The sequence below is a fragment of the Psychrobacter sp. 1U1 genome, assembly GCF_051847535.1.
In the GTDB taxonomy this organism is placed as follows: domain Bacteria; phylum Pseudomonadota; class Gammaproteobacteria; order Pseudomonadales; family Moraxellaceae; genus Psychrobacter; species Psychrobacter saeujeotis.
This window is the reverse complement of sequence record NZ_JBPYDD010000007.1, coordinates 141,531-160,088: the sequence shown is the minus strand read 5'-3', so window position 1 is coordinate 160,088 and position 18,558 is coordinate 141,531. Positions and strand designations below refer to the sequence as shown.

The 18,558-nt window shown below is 41.7% G+C and carries 18 protein-coding genes; 10 read left to right on the top strand and 8 right to left on the bottom strand.

From position 1 onward, the window contains the following. Both ACS8FB_RS11695 and ACS8FB_RS11690 read right to left on the bottom strand, forming a co-directional pair. Positions 1 to 1,539 carry a flavin-containing monooxygenase gene (locus tag ACS8FB_RS11695; RefSeq protein WP_439263184.1) on the bottom strand — a complete coding sequence of 513 codons (1,539 nt, stop codon included), beginning with the start codon at positions 1,537 to 1,539 and terminating at the stop codon, positions 1 to 3. 202 nt (positions 1,540 to 1,741) lie between these two features. Then, entirely contained in the window at positions 1,742 to 2,455 is a 714-nt protein-coding gene (locus ACS8FB_RS11690; protein WP_439263130.1) for an RluA family pseudouridine synthase, read from the bottom strand. 374 nt (positions 2,456 to 2,829) lie between these two features. Between ACS8FB_RS11690 and trxA the strand changes: the two genes are divergently transcribed. The 3 genes from trxA (at position 2,830) to ACS8FB_RS11675 (ending at position 5,521) form a co-directional block, all read left to right on the top strand. Continuing rightward, positions 2,830 to 3,156, top strand: a complete 327-nt coding sequence (gene trxA / locus ACS8FB_RS11685) for a thioredoxin (RefSeq protein WP_439263128.1) — start codon at positions 2,830 to 2,832, stop codon at positions 3,154 to 3,156. A 513-nt stretch (positions 3,157 to 3,669) separates the two neighbouring features. After that, complete coding sequence (rho, locus tag ACS8FB_RS11680) at positions 3,670 to 4,938, top strand: transcription termination factor Rho (RefSeq protein WP_075103494.1); 1,269 nt, start codon at positions 3,670 to 3,672, stop codon at positions 4,936 to 4,938. A 331-nt stretch (positions 4,939 to 5,269) separates the two neighbouring features. Then, on the top strand, positions 5,270 to 5,521 hold the full coding sequence (locus ACS8FB_RS11675) for a hypothetical protein (RefSeq protein WP_299220979.1): 252 nt from the start codon (positions 5,270 to 5,272) through the stop codon (positions 5,519 to 5,521). A 163-nt stretch (positions 5,522 to 5,684) separates the two neighbouring features. On the opposite strand, the gene ypfJ is transcribed toward ACS8FB_RS11675, so the two are convergent. Next, a complete protein-coding gene (gene ypfJ, locus ACS8FB_RS11670; protein WP_439263126.1) occupies positions 5,685 to 6,572 on the bottom strand; it encodes a KPN_02809 family neutral zinc metallopeptidase in 888 nt (295 codons plus the stop codon). A gap of 562 nt (positions 6,573 to 7,134) precedes the next feature. On the opposite strand from ypfJ, the gene ACS8FB_RS11665 reads away from it, so the two are divergent. After that, complete coding sequence (locus ACS8FB_RS11665) at positions 7,135 to 7,500, top strand: hypothetical protein (protein ID WP_439263125.1); 366 nt, start codon at positions 7,135 to 7,137, stop codon at positions 7,498 to 7,500. A gap of 193 nt (positions 7,501 to 7,693) precedes the next feature. Here the strand turns inward: ACS8FB_RS11665 and ACS8FB_RS11660 are convergent, their stop codons facing one another. The 5 genes from ACS8FB_RS11660 to rpmI form a co-directional block, all read right to left on the bottom strand. Then, positions 7,694 to 7,993 carry an integration host factor subunit alpha gene (locus ACS8FB_RS11660; RefSeq protein ID WP_299220987.1) on the bottom strand — a complete coding sequence of 100 codons (300 nt, stop codon included), beginning with the start codon at positions 7,991 to 7,993 and terminating at the stop codon, positions 7,694 to 7,696. 204 nt (positions 7,994 to 8,197) lie between these two features. Beyond that, entirely contained in the window at positions 8,198 to 10,600 is a 2,403-nt protein-coding gene (gene pheT, locus ACS8FB_RS11655) for a phenylalanine--tRNA ligase subunit beta (protein ID WP_439263124.1), read from the bottom strand. Between the two features lie 73 nt (positions 10,601 to 10,673). Beyond that, positions 10,674 to 11,729, bottom strand: coding sequence for a phenylalanine--tRNA ligase subunit alpha (gene pheS / locus ACS8FB_RS11650; RefSeq protein WP_439263122.1), 1,056 nt, complete (start codon positions 11,727 to 11,729; stop codon positions 10,674 to 10,676). A gap of 267 nt (positions 11,730 to 11,996) precedes the next feature. Continuing rightward, entirely contained in the window at positions 11,997 to 12,353 is a 357-nt protein-coding gene (gene rplT, locus ACS8FB_RS11645) for a 50S ribosomal protein L20 (protein ID WP_299220996.1), read from the bottom strand. 113 nt (positions 12,354 to 12,466) lie between these two features. Continuing rightward, entirely contained in the window at positions 12,467 to 12,664 is a 198-nt protein-coding gene (gene rpmI / locus ACS8FB_RS11640) for a 50S ribosomal protein L35 (protein ID WP_058369592.1), read from the bottom strand. A gap of 421 nt (positions 12,665 to 13,085) precedes the next feature. On the opposite strand from rpmI, the gene ACS8FB_RS11635 reads away from it, so the two are divergent. The 6 genes from ACS8FB_RS11635 (at position 13,086) to ACS8FB_RS11610 (ending at position 18,501) form a co-directional block, all read left to right on the top strand. Continuing rightward, positions 13,086 to 13,529, top strand: coding sequence for an acyl-CoA thioesterase (locus tag ACS8FB_RS11635; protein WP_439263119.1), 444 nt, complete (start codon positions 13,086 to 13,088; stop codon positions 13,527 to 13,529). A gap of 85 nt (positions 13,530 to 13,614) precedes the next feature. After that, on the top strand, positions 13,615 to 14,454 hold the full coding sequence (gene hisI, locus ACS8FB_RS11630) for a phosphoribosyl-AMP cyclohydrolase (RefSeq protein ID WP_439263117.1): 840 nt from the start codon (positions 13,615 to 13,617) through the stop codon (positions 14,452 to 14,454). A gap of 177 nt (positions 14,455 to 14,631) precedes the next feature. Continuing rightward, positions 14,632 to 14,919, top strand: coding sequence for a Sec-independent protein translocase subunit TatA (tatA, locus tag ACS8FB_RS11625; RefSeq protein WP_299221004.1), 288 nt, complete (start codon positions 14,632 to 14,634; stop codon positions 14,917 to 14,919). A gap of 59 nt (positions 14,920 to 14,978) precedes the next feature. Then, positions 14,979 to 15,869, top strand: a complete 891-nt coding sequence (tatB, locus tag ACS8FB_RS11620; protein ID WP_439263182.1) for a Sec-independent protein translocase protein TatB — start codon at positions 14,979 to 14,981, stop codon at positions 15,867 to 15,869. Continuing rightward, complete coding sequence (gene tatC, locus ACS8FB_RS11615) at positions 15,866 to 16,726, top strand: twin-arginine translocase subunit TatC (RefSeq protein WP_439263115.1); 861 nt, start codon at positions 15,866 to 15,868, stop codon at positions 16,724 to 16,726. Before tatB ends, tatC begins: the two co-directional genes overlap by 4 nt. Positions 16,727 to 17,004: 278 nt before the next feature. Beyond that, positions 17,005 to 18,501, top strand: a complete 1,497-nt coding sequence (locus tag ACS8FB_RS11610) for a UvrD-helicase domain-containing protein (protein WP_439263113.1) — start codon at positions 17,005 to 17,007, stop codon at positions 18,499 to 18,501. Positions 18,502 to 18,558 lie beyond the last annotated feature (57 nt).

Here is an 18,558-nt window from a genome sequence, read left to right as displayed (position 1 = left end):
CTAGCGAGTAAAATGTAGCCAGTTGTCTTCTATTTTACGGTATTTGAGCATAATACGGTCACTTAGGTAATTGTTCGTCACACGCCATGGATAGCGATCGCCCTGCTTGGGTAGCTTATCTTTTGCACGGCGTACATAGCCTGCTGATAGCGCACCAAGTACCGTATCTGGCTGCATTTGCACCTGCTCTTGCTCCGTTGTAGCCTGCGGAAAAACTACACTATAACGGTGCTTTTTCATATAGTTAAGCATTCTGACTACATATTGACACGCTAGATCTATTTTTAGCGTCCATGAAGCATTGGTGTAGCCAAACATCATGGCAATATTGGGTACGCCCTCAAGCATCACAGCTTTATAAGTCATGCGCGCACCGACATCGATAAGCTCACCATCGACATATAGCGCAGCTCCGCCTAGTATCTGGAGCTTAAGCCCTGTTGCAGTCACAATAATATCTGCTTCTATATGCTTGCCAGATGTTAAGGCGATACCAGTCTTGGTAAAATGACTGATTTGATCGGTCACAACCTCTGCTCTTTTGCCATGCAATGCAGTAAATAAGTCGCTATCAGGTACCGCACATAGACGCTCATCCCATGGATTATAAGTAGGCATAAAATGAGCAACATCGACACCGCTGCCTTTTAACTCTTTTTTGACGCCATGCTTTAATGCTGCTTTTAGGACATTGGGCGCATGGGTGGCAAATTGATACAGACCTTGTTGCATCAGAACATTGCGTGTACGTAGTAAGGTATATGCCTGATGCTTTGATAAAGGTGAAAACTTACCCGCTAGCCAGTCAAGTGCATAATCATCGCCCGGCACACTGGCTACATAAGTCGGTGAGCGCTGTAGCATGGTTACATGACGCGCACATTGCTCACCATTTTCATCGACTAGCGCTGGTACTAAGGTCATCGCAGTCGCACCACTACCAATCACTACGATATTTTTATCGTTATAATCCACATCTTGCCAATACTGTGGATGCACGATATCACCTTGGAATTGCTCTTCACTTTCAAAATGTGGTCGATATCCTGCATCATAGTCATAATAACCAGTTGCACCAACGATAAATTTCGCTGTCATCGTATATACTTCACCGCTAGCATGGTTTTTGACCACGACAGTCCACTGTTTAGCAATACTTGACCAAGATAGTTGCTGCACGTCATGTTGATAGCGTATATGTTTTTCAACCTCAAACTCGCGCGCAGTCTCTGCTATGTAGCTTTTGATGTCATCACCTTTGGCTAACATCTTATGATCTAACCATGGACGAAAACTATAACCAAAAGTCAAAGCATCAGAGTCCGAACGAATACCAGGGTAAGTAAACAAATCCCATGTACCGCCCAAGTCTGCACGCTTCTCTAATATAATAAATGGCTTGGTAGCTTTATCTTTATTGCGCTTCTTTGCCTTCAAAGAATGATTGAACAGCTTTTGATAGTTTTGCTGCAAGCGACATGCCATACCAATTCCAGAGATACCAGCGCCAATGATTAAGACCTCATAATCCGCCGTCACGTTCGGTTGAGATTTTGAGCGCATCAGGGAGTGCGTCAGGCGAGCTTTGGTCATATTTTTTATAGAATCAACACCGATCATCATCTCATCCTATGTTAGTAACTGATTACCGTCGATTTATACTTCGTTTGTATAGCTGCTACTCTCTACACGACTAATTTAGGCATTAAGCTTGGTTTGTTATTTTTAAAATGTGCCACGTCTAAAACGGTACCGCGCTTTCCCAGTCCATCCAAGCGCCAAGTACAGGATGCTTTAGACGCAGCTGCTGGGCATGCAAATTTAGACGCGGTGCCATCTGCAATGCCAGTCCTTCTGCATAAATAGGATCACCGATAATGACGTGCCCTGCATGTACCATATGCACGCGCAACTGATGGCTACGTCCTGTCACTGGCTTTAGCGCAACACGAGTGGCTGCTTGACCGTTACATTGTTCATAAGCGAGTACCTCATACAAGGTCAAGGCGTTCTTACTCCAATCATGGTCAACGATATGCCGCGGCTTGGTTGTCGGCTCATATCTTACGGGCACAGATATTTTCCCCGTAGCTCCTATTGTCTCCCAAGTACCAAAAACCCGTGCTTGATAAGTCTTTTGCGGCAATCTGTCAATGAATTGTTTACTAATATTGGTCTGAGCGGCCGCATTTTTTGCAAAGATAAGCAGGCCTGAGGTATCCATATCCAACCGATGAATGAGTTTTACGTCAGGATTTGCGCGTTCAAGTCGTGCCAATAGACTGACCTTTAAAGTCTTACCATCGACACTTAATAACCCTGCAGGTTTGTCTACTACCCAAATATCGTCATCTTCATAAACGGTAATCTCGCGCGCAAATTTTTGAAAAAACTCTACTGGATACTGAGTTTCTTGTAAATTCATGGCAGCGATGTCTTCATCGGTAAAAGGCATAAAAAATAGCTACTTCTGTAAATGAGTTTAAATACGGCAAAAAAGCATAGTAGGTTATGTATACGTTTTTACCAGGCGAATTATAAGGACAATCTACTACCAAGATGTAGCCTGTGTTAATTTGTGTTTCGATTTATTGTACTAATACTAGTTGTTAAGCATTTTAACCACCCTTTGTCTGTCAAGACGTGGCAAACATGCTAATATAATGGCACATTTTCACTTTCATTCCATACTTCTTAGGCTGTAACTGGGTAATTTGTTAGACAGATAAATAGGACTGGCTCATATAGCAGATATATGTTTCCACCCAATTTATCAAACTATTTTCATCTATTACTAGCCAAAAGATGATACAACAAGAGAGAATAATTATGTCAGACCTTATTGTTAATACCACCGATGCAGACTTTGACCAAGACGTACTACAATCTGATGTCCCAGTCCTAGTAGACTTTTGGGCGACTTGGTGTGGTCCTTGTAAGTCGATAGCGCCTATCTTAGAAGATTTGGCCAACGACTATCAAGGCAAAGTAAAAATCGTCAAAGTCGATGTAGACAACAATCCACAGGCAGCAAGCCGCTTTGGTATTCGTAACATACCAACTTTATTCGTCTTTAAAGACGGCGAAAAAGTAGACTCAGTAATGGGTTTACAGCCAAAATCTGAACTTGCTAAAGTACTTGATAAGCATTTATAAATTATATATCAATACCCTCGATTGTTTGAATAAATGATCAAAATTGGCCATTATCTGTACAAGATGATGGCTTTTTTGCATTTTTATTGGTCAAAGAGCAAATTATGCAAATTTTTTAACAAAAATAATTGACAAGCCTGACTTTAAAACCGTATAGTCTGCTGTCAAGAGAAACATAAAATTTCCTGATGCGTCTTAACGCTATTCTCCTCGTGTTTATCAACACAAAACACAATTGTATACTGAACGAAACTACTAACTATAACTATTGATATAGAGCTTTCATTGCAAGCTTTTATATCCCAAACTCTTATATAGTCCTCTTTATATTCACATTTGTCATCCTGACACAGTTTTGCGCAGCTGATGATAATCTGATACATAAAAATCAATGCTATATAAATCTTAACTCTGTGCACACATCCTATCGCTACACTATCGTTGTTTTAATCAATGTCGTGGGTTGTGCTGCTAATGGCAGTTCTCACCCGATAAATCGTTAATGACCTACCTATGAATTTAACTGAATTAAAGAAAAAATCAATCACTGAGCTATTGGCTATTGCTAAAGAAATGGGTCTTGATAATATGGCACGTAGCCGTAAACAAGACATAATCTTTGCCATATTAAAAACGCATGCTCGTAACGGCGAAGCTATCTATGGTGATGGCGTACTAGAAGTCCTACCAGATGGTTTTGGCTTTTTACGCTCATCAGAAGGCTCTTATTTGGCTGGCCCTGACGATATTTATGTCAGCCCAAGTCAAATCAGACGCTTTAGCCTAAAAACAGGCGATAGTATCGCTGGTACCATTCGCCCACCAAAAGACTCTGAACGTTATTTTGCTTTACTAAAAGTAGGTGAAGTCAACTTCGATACGCCAGATCGTTCGCGCCATAAGCTCATTTTTGAAAATCTAACCCCGCTATTTCCTACCGAGCATCTTAAGCTTGAGCTTGGCAACGGTACAACAGAAGACTTAACTGGACGTATCATTGATCTGATTGCGCCGATTGGTAAGGGTCAACGCTCTATTATTGTCGCTCCACCAAAAGCAGGTAAAACCGTACTGTTACAGACGATTGCACAGTCCATTACGCGTAACAACCCTGAATGTTATCTGATTGTTTTACTGATTGATGAGCGTCCAGAAGAAGTGACAGAGATGGTACGCACAGTGCGCGGTGAAGTGGTTGCCTCAACGTTTGATGAGCCGCCGCAGCGCCATGTACAAGTCGCTGAGATGGTCATCGAAAAAGCCAAGCGTTTGGTTGAACACAAACAAGATGTTGTCGTTCTGCTGGACTCTATCACGCGCCTTGCTCGTGCTTACAACACAGTTATCCCTTCATCCGGTAAAGTATTGACTGGCGGTCTTGATGCTACTGCTCTTGAGCGCCCAAAACGTTTTTTTGGTGCAGCACGTAACGTTGAAGAAGGAGGGAGCTTGACGATTATTGCTAGTGCCCTTATCGATACTGGTAGCAAGATGGATAGCGTCATTTTTGAAGAGTTTAAAGGTACTGGTAACCAAGAAATCACTCTTGAACGTGATTTGGCCGAAAAACGCGTCTTTCCAGCCATCAATATCAAAAAGTCAGGCACTCGTCGTGAAGAGCGTATTCTTGATGAAGATAAGCTACGTAAAGTTTGGATATTACGTAAGTTATTACAACCAATGGATGGTGTTCAAGCAACTGAGTTTTTATTAGATCGTTTAAAAGAAGCTAAGACGAACGATGAGTTTTTTGAACAAATGAAACGTAAATCTCAAAACTAAGCAATTATTATTTATCAATTTGACTTCTATTATTTCATTTATTTTATACAAGATAGTTCTATCAGATATTAATAGTTAAAGTTTAATGAGTTCTATTATCTTTAACCTGATAAAAAAGTCCAAAAGTGTTAGCTTAATAGTTTAATAAATACAAGAATTATAAGTAAAAGCACTACCAATGACACAGTGAGGCAACATAAATTACAAAGTGTTTGCAAAGCTTAGCCAATCTACTACGACTATATAAATATTATGAGTATAGTATTAACTACAGTATAAATAAGCTTTATATAATATACTTTTTAATTTTGATTATTTAATAGGTGATAATATGAAATTTGCTAAATCTATCGCGATGACTGCTATTGCAAGTTCAGCTTTGATCATGACTGGTTGCAACTCAACTGGTGGATATGGTGGATATAATAGCGGTGTCAGTAATACCGCTAAAGGTGCAGCTGCAGGCGCTGCGGCTGGTGCACTTATTAGAAGTGGTGGTGATAGTAAAGATATCGCTCGTGGTGCACTTGGTGGTGCAGCTGTTGGTGGTGCTGGTGCGTATATCCTTGAAAACAGCAGATAATAAATAAGTTGTTATTTTCTCTATTCTATATTTTGAATATTTTTTATTTAAAATGTATTTAATTTATAAGATATGAGTTAATTTTATAAAAGGCCTGCAGTTGATATTGCAGGCCTTTTATTGTTTGTTGTCTATTATAAATAAGCTTTTACATTGTCATTAATTATAAAGCACCACTAAAGGTATCACATGATTGTACATTACCACTCTCCAAACCGCGCGTGAACCATTGCACACGTTGTTGACTGGTGCCATGAGTAAAGCTGTCTGGTGTCACTGCACGACCGCTTGCACGCGCAAGACGATCATCACCGATTTGACTTGCAGCGTTGATTGCTTCATCAATATCACCTGACTCCAAAAATTGTACACGCTGTTGGTTGCGCTGCGCCCAAACCCCTGCAAAGCAATCGGCCTGCAATTCTTGTAATACAGAAAGCTTGTTAGCCTGCGTGCGAGTCACCTGACGACTTGCTTCATTGACTTGCTGAGTGATACCAAGCAATGTCTGTACGTGATGACCTACTTCATGCGATATGACATAAGCCTGTGCAAAATCGCCAGCTCTACCTTGGTTTTCATCATCACCTGAGCCTTGCTGATCTCCAGAGATGCCAAGATTTTGGCGCATTTCTGCAAAAAATGATGTATCTAAATAGACAGTCTGGTCGCTTGGGCAGTAGAAAGGACCTGTAGCAGCAGTAGCACTACCACAAGCTGAGCTTACTTGACCATTAAAGAGGATAAGTGAAGGCTCTTGGTAAGTTTGACCACCTTCATTAAATACTTGATGCCAAACCTCTTCTGTGTCAGCCAGTACTACCTTAACAAACTGTGTATCACGATCGTCACTTGTGGCTGGTTCAGTTGAGGTACTGGTACCACCACCTGTTATCACTTGACCAGTCTGTAGAGCAGTCATTGGATTTACGCCAAAAACTAACCACAAGATACCAGCTATAATGATGCCGCCAATACCGCCACCGATCATTTTTCCACCGCCACTACTGGTACGAACGTTAGAGCTCCCTCGTCTGCCTCGCCATTTCATAATACATCCCCTAAATTTATGATAAATATTGTTATGATTACAACTATCACTATTGATAAGTCAAAAATTATACTTCTTTCAGAACCTATCTTTTAGATAATTAATATTATTACCTAATTATTAATATAGATTTTATTAAAAATATTCTTTCTTGATATGATTTTTTCACTGTTTGTCTGCCCATCTCTTGAATAATCGAACAACGAATAATATATGTAAAACCAGTCTGTTACATTCTTTTATCGCTAACAAAGAATTTTACGACTCCTTAACCTTAGTTACAAAATTTATCTATTAGTTGTTTATTATTCTATGTTCCAATTAATTATACGGAAAACACTTTTGTAAGTTGTATTAAAAATTATATCAAAGTGACATTGCCCAAGTTTCTTCACTATTTTATTGTTACTTAATTGTACATTCTCTTCTCATTTGAAAAGAAAACATATAGAATGCGTGAAAGCTGAGTAGCTGCACTTAGTATTAGTTGACTTTCGAAATAATTCGAACGTTCAACCTTTTGTTGTGGCTACTGCTCATTTTATTTTACGGAGATTATCTTATGAAACTTAAATTACTTGCTCTTGCTGGTATCATGACTGCTTCTATGGGCTTAACTGCTTGCGACAGCAGCACAGAAAACGCTGCTGAAGACTTATCTGATGCACAAGAAGAAGTGCAAGACGCACAAGAAGAGCTTAACGAAGCTGATGCTGAAGGCGAAGCTGTTCCTGCTGATGCCGAAGCTGCTGCTGCCGATGCCGAAGCTGACATTGCTGAAGCACAAGCTGCAACTGCTACTGACGAAATGGACGCTGAAGTTCCTGTAGACGGCGATACTACTAGCATGGACGTAGCTAGCGAAACTGATACTGCTGCTGTTGATGCTGCTGACGAAGTTGTAGTTGTTGAAGAGCCAGCTCAGTAATTTTTGCTACTCATATAATAGAATATACTAATAAAAAAAGAGAGCCGATGCTCTCTTTTTTTATGCATGATATTTATACTTTTCAATAATAAATTAATTAAAATTATAAATATTTAACCTTCAGTATGACCACATAAGAGTGACTATCCACTCTTTCACTCATCATCCTCAAACTCAGTCATTAAACTTAATATTATTGATCAAATAGATGCTGATCAACTTGTTGACGGAATTTTTGCCCAGTTTTAAACGTCACTACACGGCGCGCAGATACTGCAACAGGCTCTCCAGTTTTAGGGTTGCGACCTGGACGGCTGTTTTTATCTTTAAGCTCAAAATTGCCAAAGCCTGAAAGCTTGACTTCTTTGCCTTCAATCAAACTATCTGACAACTCATCAAAAAAGTTCTCAACCAGACAGCGTCCTTCTTGTCTTGTCAAGTTAAGATGATTCATCAAATGCTCGATCATGTCAGATTTGGTTAAGGTACTCACAAGTACGACTCCTATGCTATGTCGAGATATCGGGTATCATGGTTTAGCGGTATGACTACTATATAAAGATAAATGACTCACTGATTACAATCATTAAATCACCGAGTCTTTAATTCAAGTGTAGGTATTATAAAGTATTTTTACTCTATTTTTAACAAATCTCGAAATAAATCTCTTTATTAATAGTCACTTAGCTAAATATAGTTAACTATCGCGTAATTGAGCATTATGCTGTTGAACTAATGACTCGATCACTTTATCTGTGACTGCTTTTACTACTTCGTCAGATAAAGTTTGAGTATTATCTTGCCATACCAGTGCAAATGCCAATGAGCGTTGTCCCATCGGCACTTTGTCCCCTTGATAAACATCAAACAACCATAGATTAGTCAGTAACGTACCTGCAGCTTTACGTATTGTCGACTCTAGCGTTTGCAAGCTGATGTCACTATCTACCAAAATAGCAATATCACGGCGCACTTGTGGAAATTTACTTGGGGTAGCGATAACTTGCTGCTCACGAGCCAAGTCTAACAATGGTGCAAGCGATAATTGTGCAACCCAAGTCATAGGCATGTCTAACTGTTTAGCAGTGCTAGGATGCAGCTGACCCAACCAGCCGATATAAATATCGTCGATATAGAGTTTGGCGCTTTGACCTGGGTGCAAAAAGGCCAGCGCGCTACGCTCATAGCGAACACGCGCAGGATCAATCTGAGCTGGTAACAGCTGTTCGATATCATGCTTGAGATCATAAAAGTCTAAGGCGCGGTTTTGGTAGGCTTGTTCATCCCAGATATCACCGACTGCTACCAAAGCGATACTTGGCGTCTGCACCAAGTCATTGATGCTTTGCCCAACAAAGCTAAGACCTGTCTCAAAAAAACGTACACGCGGCTGCTGACGGTTTAGGTTATATTGTACACAAGGCAACAAGCTTGAGAGCAACGTACGGCGCATCACTGCCAAATCACTAGAGATGGGATTGGCCAGTGCTAATACCTCCCCTAACGCCTCATCATCAAGTAGCGTCTCAAGCTTAGCATCGCTAAAGCTAAAGCTAATTGCTTCCATATAGCCATTATCGACTAATGCTAGCTTCATCTCATGCGTCAAATCGGCAGTATCATCATAATCCATACTGACTTGCAAATGAGGTAGGACACTTGGAATATTATCATAGCCATAGATACGCGCGATCTCTTCGATGAGGTCCTCTTTAATGCTCATATCGAAGCGATACGATGGCGGCGTACAAACAAGTGCGTCTGCTTGCTGCTCTACCCAAAACCCTAACTGAGTTAAGATACGTACCATTACCGCAGGTTCAATGTCGATACCGATGACATCAAAAACCTTTGTCAGCGGTAGCGTAATAGGTGCACGGGCTGGCAAGTGCTCGCTACTTTCTGTTTTTATAACTTGACCGGCCTGCGAGCCTGTGACACTGGTAAGCAAGTCACAAGCACGGGCCAATGCCAACTCTGGCAGCGCAAAGTCTACACCGCGCTCAAAACGCTGTGAGGCATCGGTATGTAAGCCAAAACGGCGCGCACGAGCAGCGATGGCGAGTGGATTAAAAAACGCACTCTCTAATACGATATTGGTTGTGCTGTCGGTCACACTACTACGCTTACCGCCCATAATCCCAGCAAGAGCCAGCACGCCTTCATTATCAGCAATGACTAACTCATCGCCCGTTAAGGTAATGGTTTGCTCGTTAAGCAATATCAGCGTTTCTTTAGGCTGTGCCAAACGCACTACAATATCACCTTTGATGGTATCGGCATCAAATGCATGTAACGGCTGGCCAAGCTCCATCAACACATAGTTGGTGACGTCCACCAAAAAGTTATGCGAACGTAAGCCTGACTGAATCAAGGCATCCTGCATCCACTTTGGCGTATCGATACTGCGATCGATATTGCTAATCGCCTGCAATAAATAACGCGGGCAAGCCTCTACTGCTTCTACACTTGCCGCAACGTTTGCGCCATCATCAGTTACAGCGTTGGTCGCAATCTCTGGCTGCTGCATCGGCAAGTCGTTGATGACTGATATCTCACGAGCAATGCCGCGTACGCTAAAGCAATCGCCACGGTTTGGCGTGATAGAGATATCTAGTATTTGATTGTCTAAACCTAGATAGTCGCGGATATCAGTGCCGATTGGTGCATCAGCTGGCAGTTCAAGCAAACCATCGATGCTATCAGTCAAATCAATCTCGGAGGCACCGCAAAGCATGCCGTTTGAGGCAACACCGCGAAGGTTGCCGTTTTTAATTTTAAAGCCTTTTGAGTCATCACTAGGTAACACAGCACCAACGGTTGCCACGGGCGCTTTCATACCGACTGTGACATTGGGCGCACCGCAGACGATTTGTAACGGTTCAGCTTCACCGATATTGACCTGTGTGACGCGTAGTTTGTCGGCATCAGGATGTTGCTCGACACTGATGACTTCACCAACCACCACACCACTAAAGGCGCGCGCAACTGCAAAACGATCATCAATCTCAAGCCCTGCCATGGTCAACTGTTCAGCCAATTGCTCACTGGTATTGTTGGGGTTCACCCATTGACGTAGCCACTGTTCGCTAATTTTCATAAATATCTCGGATCAAAATTTCATAGTAAAGATTTTAGAATAAAGGTAGGCGTATTTTTATTACAATCCAAATCTAGCCAAACTGTTTTAAGAAGCGTACGTCGTTTTGGAAAAACAGGCGCAAATCATCGATACCGTAATACAACATCGCAAAGCGCTCAATACCCATGCCAAAAGCAAAGCCCGTGTATTTATCGCTATCAATACCGCAGTTGGTCAGCACTTGTGGATGCACCATGCCGCAGCCCATGACCTCAAGCCATTTGCCATTATCATCAAGGATATCTACTTCAGCAGAAGGCTCAGTAAATGGGAAGAATGACGGACGAAAACGAACGGTCAACTCTTTGGCAAAGAACGCTTCTAAGAACTCACTAATCAAGCCTTTTAGCTCAGCGAAGGTGCTTGACTCGGTAACCATAAGCCCTTCTAACTGATGAAACATCGGTGAGTGGGTTTGGTCCGAGTCATTACGATACACGCGACCTGGACAAATGATACGAATCGGTGGCGCACTTTTTTCCATGGTACGAATTTGCACGGGACTGGTATGTGTACGTAATAGATAGTGCGCATCAAAGTAGAACGTATCATGCATCGCACGTGCAGGGTGATGTGATGGAATATTGAGCGCTTCAAAATTATAGTAGTCGCTCTCAACTTCAGGTCCGGTCGCCACGTTAAAACCTGCTTGCACAAAATACTGTTGCATGCGCTGAGTAATCATCGTCACTGGATGTAGATGGCCTTTTTGACCACCACGTGCTGGCAAGGTAATATCGATACTTTCACTTGCAAGTTTAGCGTTAAGCGCCGCCACCTCTAACTGCTGCTGCTGATCCGTCAATGCTTGCCCGATACGGCTACGCACGCTGTGTAACCAGGCGCCATAGGTTTTTTTGTCATCGGGGCCAAGCTTACCCATCTGCTTTGACCAACCTGTCAGCGCGCTTTTTTTGCCCGTTAGCTGAACACGTAAGTCTTGTAAGGTACGCGCATCGGTTACTTGTAGAATTAAGGCTTCAGCAGCACTGGTAAACTCATGTAGCTGAGTCTCATTTAGCTCGCTAAGCTCTGAGGACAAGGTCGGTAGCGCCGACAAATCGTTGGTGGCAGCAGGGGTAGTCATAAGACGTATTATTCCTGATTTAAACGGATTATTGATGGTATGTAATTGTAGGGGTTTGACCAAATATTGCAAATCATTTACCTAGTATTTTCAATACCAAGGCTCGTTATATAAATGGCTTGAATATGTAGACAGTTAAAATAGTTAATATAAAAAAAGCCACCGACCAGCGGTAGCTTTTATTAATATCGTACTATTAATTGATATTAGTCCTATCCATATAGATATTTGCTTAAAAAAGCGTCAAACCTAAAGGATGACTAATACTTAGGCCAATTCCGCTTTTGCTTTTTCAACCAAGGCTGTGAAAGCGACTGCATCATGCATAGCGATGTCAGCAAGTACGCGACGATCGATTGCGATGTTTGCTTTTTTCAAGCCATTGATAAGACGGCTATAGCTCAAACCGTTTAAGCGTGCACCAGCATTGATACGTGCAATCCAAAGACGACGGAAAGTACGTTTTTTGTTGCGACGGTCACGATAAGCGTATTGTCCAGCTTTGGTCACTGCTTGTACCGCTACGCGATAAACACGTGAACGGGCACCGTAGTAGCCTTTAGCACGCTTTAAGATTTTTTTGTGACGGCGATTTGCCTGTACACCACGTTTTACACGGGCCATAAATTACTCCAAGATTTTAATCATTATTAAACGAATCACGATGTCTATAAATGATAGACATCGCTGTCAAATTGCAAAGTCAAATATTTAATAAAACAGATGACAATAGGCTATTAGATGTATGGGCACATACGACGAACTGCTGCTTCGTCAGACTTGTCCACCATCTTTAGACCACGCAGTTGGCGAATACGCTTAGCTGATTTCTTGGTCAAGATATGGCTTTTGAAGGCTTGCTTACGCTTAAAGCCGTTCGCTGTTCTTTTGAAGCGTTTAGCGGCACCGCTTCTGGTTTTCATCTTAACTTTCATGATGAGTTGCCTCTTTGTCTTTAATAGAACCTGGTCGTCAAATAGTCGGTTATATATAGTGGTTTCAAAAACAACCACTAAACCTTTATTTGCCTCGAGGTGGGAGGCGCTATTTTAGCAGAAGTGTCACGATTTTGCCAAATAAAGTTTTAACATCATGATTCAACCTATCGTTTGCGAAGGTTACCTCTTTATAGGTCCACCAGCCTTGAAACAATGAGTAACGTTATAAAACCAGCATAAGATGTCAAGCATCGCTTTAGTGAAAAAGCCTTTAAATGTTCAATCTTGCTCATAATTAAAGCAGTTAGTAAAATAATACTACCGCTTATTCCTAAATTGATTGAATGTCTGCTTAAGCTATGTTTTATTGATGACAATGGCGTCTCAGACGTTATGAAAACTTATGTAGGAGATAACGTTGATAGACCGTGAGTTAGAGTTTGATGATAGAGTATTCGTCTTTGAGACAGTTATGCGTGTCCGTAACACAGAGATTGATGTTGGGCAGCATCTAACGTTAGAATCACTCATTGCATTATTGGCCGAGGCAAGGGCGAGGTTTTTGTACTCTAAAGGTATCAAAGAGATTAATGCAGAATGCCAAGGTTTGATTGTTAGCAATTTACAGCTGAACGTTATTAGTCGTGTACGCGCTCGTGAAGAGCTACTATTTGAAGTCGGTATAGAGCACATATCTGATAAAGATGGCGAGATGGCTATCAAGGTGACACGTATGTATGATGGTTCACTAGTAGCAAAAGCCCGCAAATCTTTTGTTCAATATGATTATCGCTCCAATAGAAGTATAGTTTTTAATAATGATATTAAAGAGGCACTAAACCAACAAGCATTTGAGCTATAATGGCGTCGATTACGTGAGCCTTATAACCCTTATGCTTGCCATTTCTCTATCAACCTAAACGTCTATAACTATAAGAAGATAGATTATGACCACACCTAATTGGCTAACCTCTATAAAATTCAATACTGATGGTCTGATTCCTGCAATCGCTCAAGATTACGAGACAGGACGCATCCTAATGATGGCGTGGATGAACACTGAGTCCTTACAGCTGACGGCAAAAACGCAAACTGCAGTCTATTTTTCGCGCTCGCGTAATCAGCTGTGGCACAAAGGTGAAACGTCAGGGCACACTCAGCAGGTACACGATATTCGCTTGGACTGTGATGCCGATGTCATCGTGCTAAGTGTTACTCAAGTCGGTGGTATCGCTTGTCATACTGGACGTGAGTCTTGTTTTTATCAGCGTTTAGACATGACAGGTGCAGAGCCCGTCTGGCAAGCAGTCGATGCTGTATTAAAGGATCCTGCTGATATTTACCAGTCAAATAACAATACTAATAGTAATGTAAAAAGCACTGCTCATAAAAATACTGTTTCTAATATTAATAGTTTATCAAGCCAAGAGACTCAGACTGCAATATTGCGCCAGCTTGATAGTGTGTTGGCTGAACGTAAACAAGCATCTGCAGACAGCTCTTATGTAGCAAGTTTATATGCTCGCGGACTTAACAAGATACTAGAAAAAATGGGTGAAGAGACGACTGAGAGTATCATTGCTGCCAAGGACTTCGCTAATTGTAATCAGCTTACAGATGAGACTCAGTACAACGCTGCGCGACATGAGCTCATTTATGAAGTGGCTGATGTGTGGTTTCATACATTAGTAGGATTGGCATGGTTCGATATCGAATCTGATGCTGTATTGAACGAGCTGGGACGACGTTTTGGACTTTCGGGTATTGATGAGAAAGCAGCAAGATAGCTTTAATTGAAATAAGCTTGTGTAATTATTGTTGTTTTCAACTTTTTATTGTCAGTGCGCGTTATAATGTATCTTTAATAACTTGCTTCTTATTTGGCAATAACAGTTTATTGTGCAAGTAATAAATGTAAGACAATACGAGACATATTGGTCTCATTAAGACATAAGGATACCGTTATGGGCAGTTTTTCCATCACCCATTGGCTAATTTTATTGGTTGTAGTGGTTGTCGTTTTTGGCACCTCTAAGCTTAGAAACGCTGGTAAAGATCTGGGCGGCGCAGTAAAGGGCTTTAAAGAAGCTGTCAAGGACGAAGAGACAGAACATGCGCGTAAACGCCGTGTACTCGACCATGATGCCAGCTCAAATACTCAGTCGACTACTTCAGCAAATTCACAGACTGGTACTAAGGTTGATGATGTAGAAATCAGCCCTACCACCTCTAATGATGAACATAAAGTATAAGAGATGTTATTTATAAATAACGTCATTGAATAGTATATTTATGACTATATTTGACAACTATGTTTGATATTGGATTTTCTGAACTACTCTTGTTTGGTGTCATTGCCTTAATCGTGCTTGGCCCTGAAAAGTTACCTCAGGCTGCACGTACTGCTGGACAATGGTACGCTAAGCTGCGCCGTACAGTCTCAACCCTGCAGTCTGAAATTGAAGCCGAGCTTGACTTGGCTGAGACACGCAAACAAATGCAGGATGAACTTGCTAAAATCCGTCAAACTGAAGCGGACATGAAGCGCGAAATGGCAGAATTGCGTGGTAGTATGCAAGATTTTGAATATTCGCAGCACCAAAGCATGGATGCTATAAATAATCCAAATAGCTACAACTCAAATGATGAGTCCTTCGAAGACGACTATGATGAACATATGATGCATATGTCGGAGGAAGAAGCAGCTAGCTTGTTCTCAGACTCGGACATGCCAGCTGAATTTGCTTATGACTATGAGCAAGATCGACTGTCAAACTATTCATCTGATCCATACAAAGATACAGAGTCGGTTGATGGAAGCTTTGATCAGACTGCTAACAACACTAAAGACTTCTTAGGCGCTTCTAGCAATATACCCCCGCGCTTCATTACCAAACCATGGGAAAAAATGTGGTTTCGTCTTAGTGATTATGATCAGTCACGTCGCTTACCTGCACCGCCCTATCTACCGAACTATAAAGCAGATAACCTATTACATGACGACTTTTCGCATTCAAGTTTTTCACATCATGATTTAGATGAAAAAATGCCACCTATTGATGAGTATTGGGAGTCTGAATTTGATGAGGATGAATTTGAGCAATCAGAAAAGTATTCGTTACAAAACTCTTCTGCCCATAATACAGATCAAGACGGTTCAACTACTCCCCTCTCGTTATCAAAACGCGAGGCACCTAAATGAGTTTGTTTAAACGACAAAAGAGTCGCAAAGAGAAAATAGCGGCAATTGAAGACAGCTCATTAGATCAGCCAAATGAATCGCTCGATGACAATCCTGATGATATAGTGAGCAAGCTTGTCGATATGCCCATCACAGAGCATTTGATAGAGCTGCGTCGCCATTTAATCAAAATCTGCGTGGCGATATTAGTTATATTTTTGGCATTGGTTGGGTTTTCACGCGAGCTATATAACTTTCTATCAGATCCATTGGTCGCGCAGCTACCAGTTAATTCGACCATGATTGCGACAGATATCACTTCCAACTTTATGGCGCCGATACGCCTAACTGTGTTCGTTGCCGCCTTCGTAGCGATGCCTTATATTCTTTATCAAATTTGGTCGTTTGTCGCTCCAGGTTTGTATAAAAAAGAGAAAAGAATCGCTATACCAGTGCTGACATCGTCTATCTTTTTATTTTATGCTGGTGTCGCCTTCTCTTACTTCATTGTGCTTAAAGGTGTTTTAAAGTTCTTTATCGTGTTTGCGCCGCAAAACGTATTACCGATGACTGATATCGACAGTTATTTGAGTTTTGCGCTCAAACTATTCATGGTATTTGGCTTAACGTTTGAGATTCCTGTAGTCACCTTGCTATTGATATTGGTTGGCATTGTCTCCATTCAGGGTTTAGAAGATAAGCGCCGCTATATCATCGTTGGTTGCTTTGCCATTGCAGCAGTGGTAACACCGCCGGATGGGGTGTCTATGCTGATGTTAGCAATCCCCATGTGGTTGCTGTTTGAGCTTGGTTTATTGTTGGCCAAAGTATTGATTAAAGAAGACAAAAACGCGGCCCTAACATCTGATAATGACTAGCTTGGCAGTCTTATTTTTAAAGGCGTACCGTTTAAAACATATGTCTTTAGATTCGATAATATACGTCTTTAAACACGACAGTTAGCAAACTGAGTAAATCTGGCAGCGTGTCTGACTTAAATTAAACCGACACTACCTCAGTTATCCATTTTCCCTTCATACGTAGCTCTTTTCATTTGTTATGATCACTAAATTGCCAGCCAGCCATTGGTAATATCCAGTGGTTTTTTTTACCCCAGTTGTTCTTAATCATTTTTTGCATTTTAGGTAGCCTTTTTATGTCCGCATCTATGCCAGCTTATATGAGCGATCCCACTGATGAGCAGCTCAGCGCGCTTAATATGGCGATGGATCACAAGTCATTTAAAGTAGTCGCCTATGCAGGTGCTGGTAAAACCACCACGTTAAAGCTTATCGGTGAGCGCCTGCGGGGACGCGGCTTATACCTAGCATTCAATAAAGCCATTGCCAATGATGCACGGCAAAAATTCCCAGGTCATGTGGACTGCCGCACCTTTCATTCGCTTGCTTATCGGCATGTTGCTCGTGATATAACAGCCAAGCTATCTTTACCGCGCTTTTCACCCAAACGCCTCGGTGACGATTTGGGTTTGCAGCCAGTACAGGTACGGCGCCAAATGGATGGGATTAATAAATATATTACACTAACGCCCGCCAGATTAGCGCGTTTCGTGAGTGACGCGATCAGCAATTTTTGTAGTACTCATGCAAGCTACCCGGCGCCAAGACATATTTTATTTCCAAGCTGGCTCGATGAGTCTGACGCCGAACAGCTGCGTGAGATGCTCTACCCTGCTGTCGAACAACGCTGGTTACAGTCTATCGATGCGCGCCATCCTGCCGGTATCGGTCATGATATCTATCTAAAATTATGGGCGTTGTCTAAGCCAAGCATACCTGCTGACTTCATTTTATTCGATGAAGCGCAAGATGCCGACCCATTGATGATGGGCATTTTGACTCAGCAATCAAAGCAAGTCATTTATGTTGGTGACGCCCATCAGCAGATTTATGAGTGGCGCGGTGCAGTCAATGCGATGAAAAAGCTACCGTTGCCGCAAACGTTATTGACCCAATCCTTTCGCTTTGGTGAGCCGATTGCAGAAGTTGCTAATACCTTATTAAAGGCATTGCAAGAAGACGTACCACTTAAAGGTAATCCAGATAAGCGCTCATCAACAGATAAAGGTATGGTGCACAGTAAAAAAGATGCCATTCTTTGCCGTACCAATGCTGCTGCCATGGCGCAACTGTTAACTGGCCTTAAGCTTGGTCATCGCGTGGCGCTACAAGCTGATACTGACCGCATGCTCAAGTTCTGCCAAGCTGCAGAAAACTTAAAAAACGGTAAATCAGCTTACGGTGTACCTGAGTTGGCTTATTTTTATAATTGGAGTGATGTGCAAGAGTACTCTGAAACCAACGAAGGTAGCGATCTTAAAACGCTAGTCAAACTGGTCGATGATCATGGTACCAGCGTACTCAGCCAAGCGGTGAATAGCCTGACAAGTATCGAAAACGCTGACTATGTCATCTCAACGGCTCACAAAGCAAAGGGACTTGAATGGTCGCGCGTCCAGCTCGATGATGACTTTTATTATGATGTCACAACCAATGGCGTGAAAATTAATCCTGAAGAATTGCGCTTACTTTATGTTGCTTGTACTCGTGCTCAAGCAAATTTAGATATTCATAATATTCAAGACTTAATATCAGGATTGCAGACCGGCAAAAAAGTGATTTATGGGACTTAATTGGACTTATTAAATGTTAATGTTTTTGATCGGCTCACTCTTAATGATGACTAATTA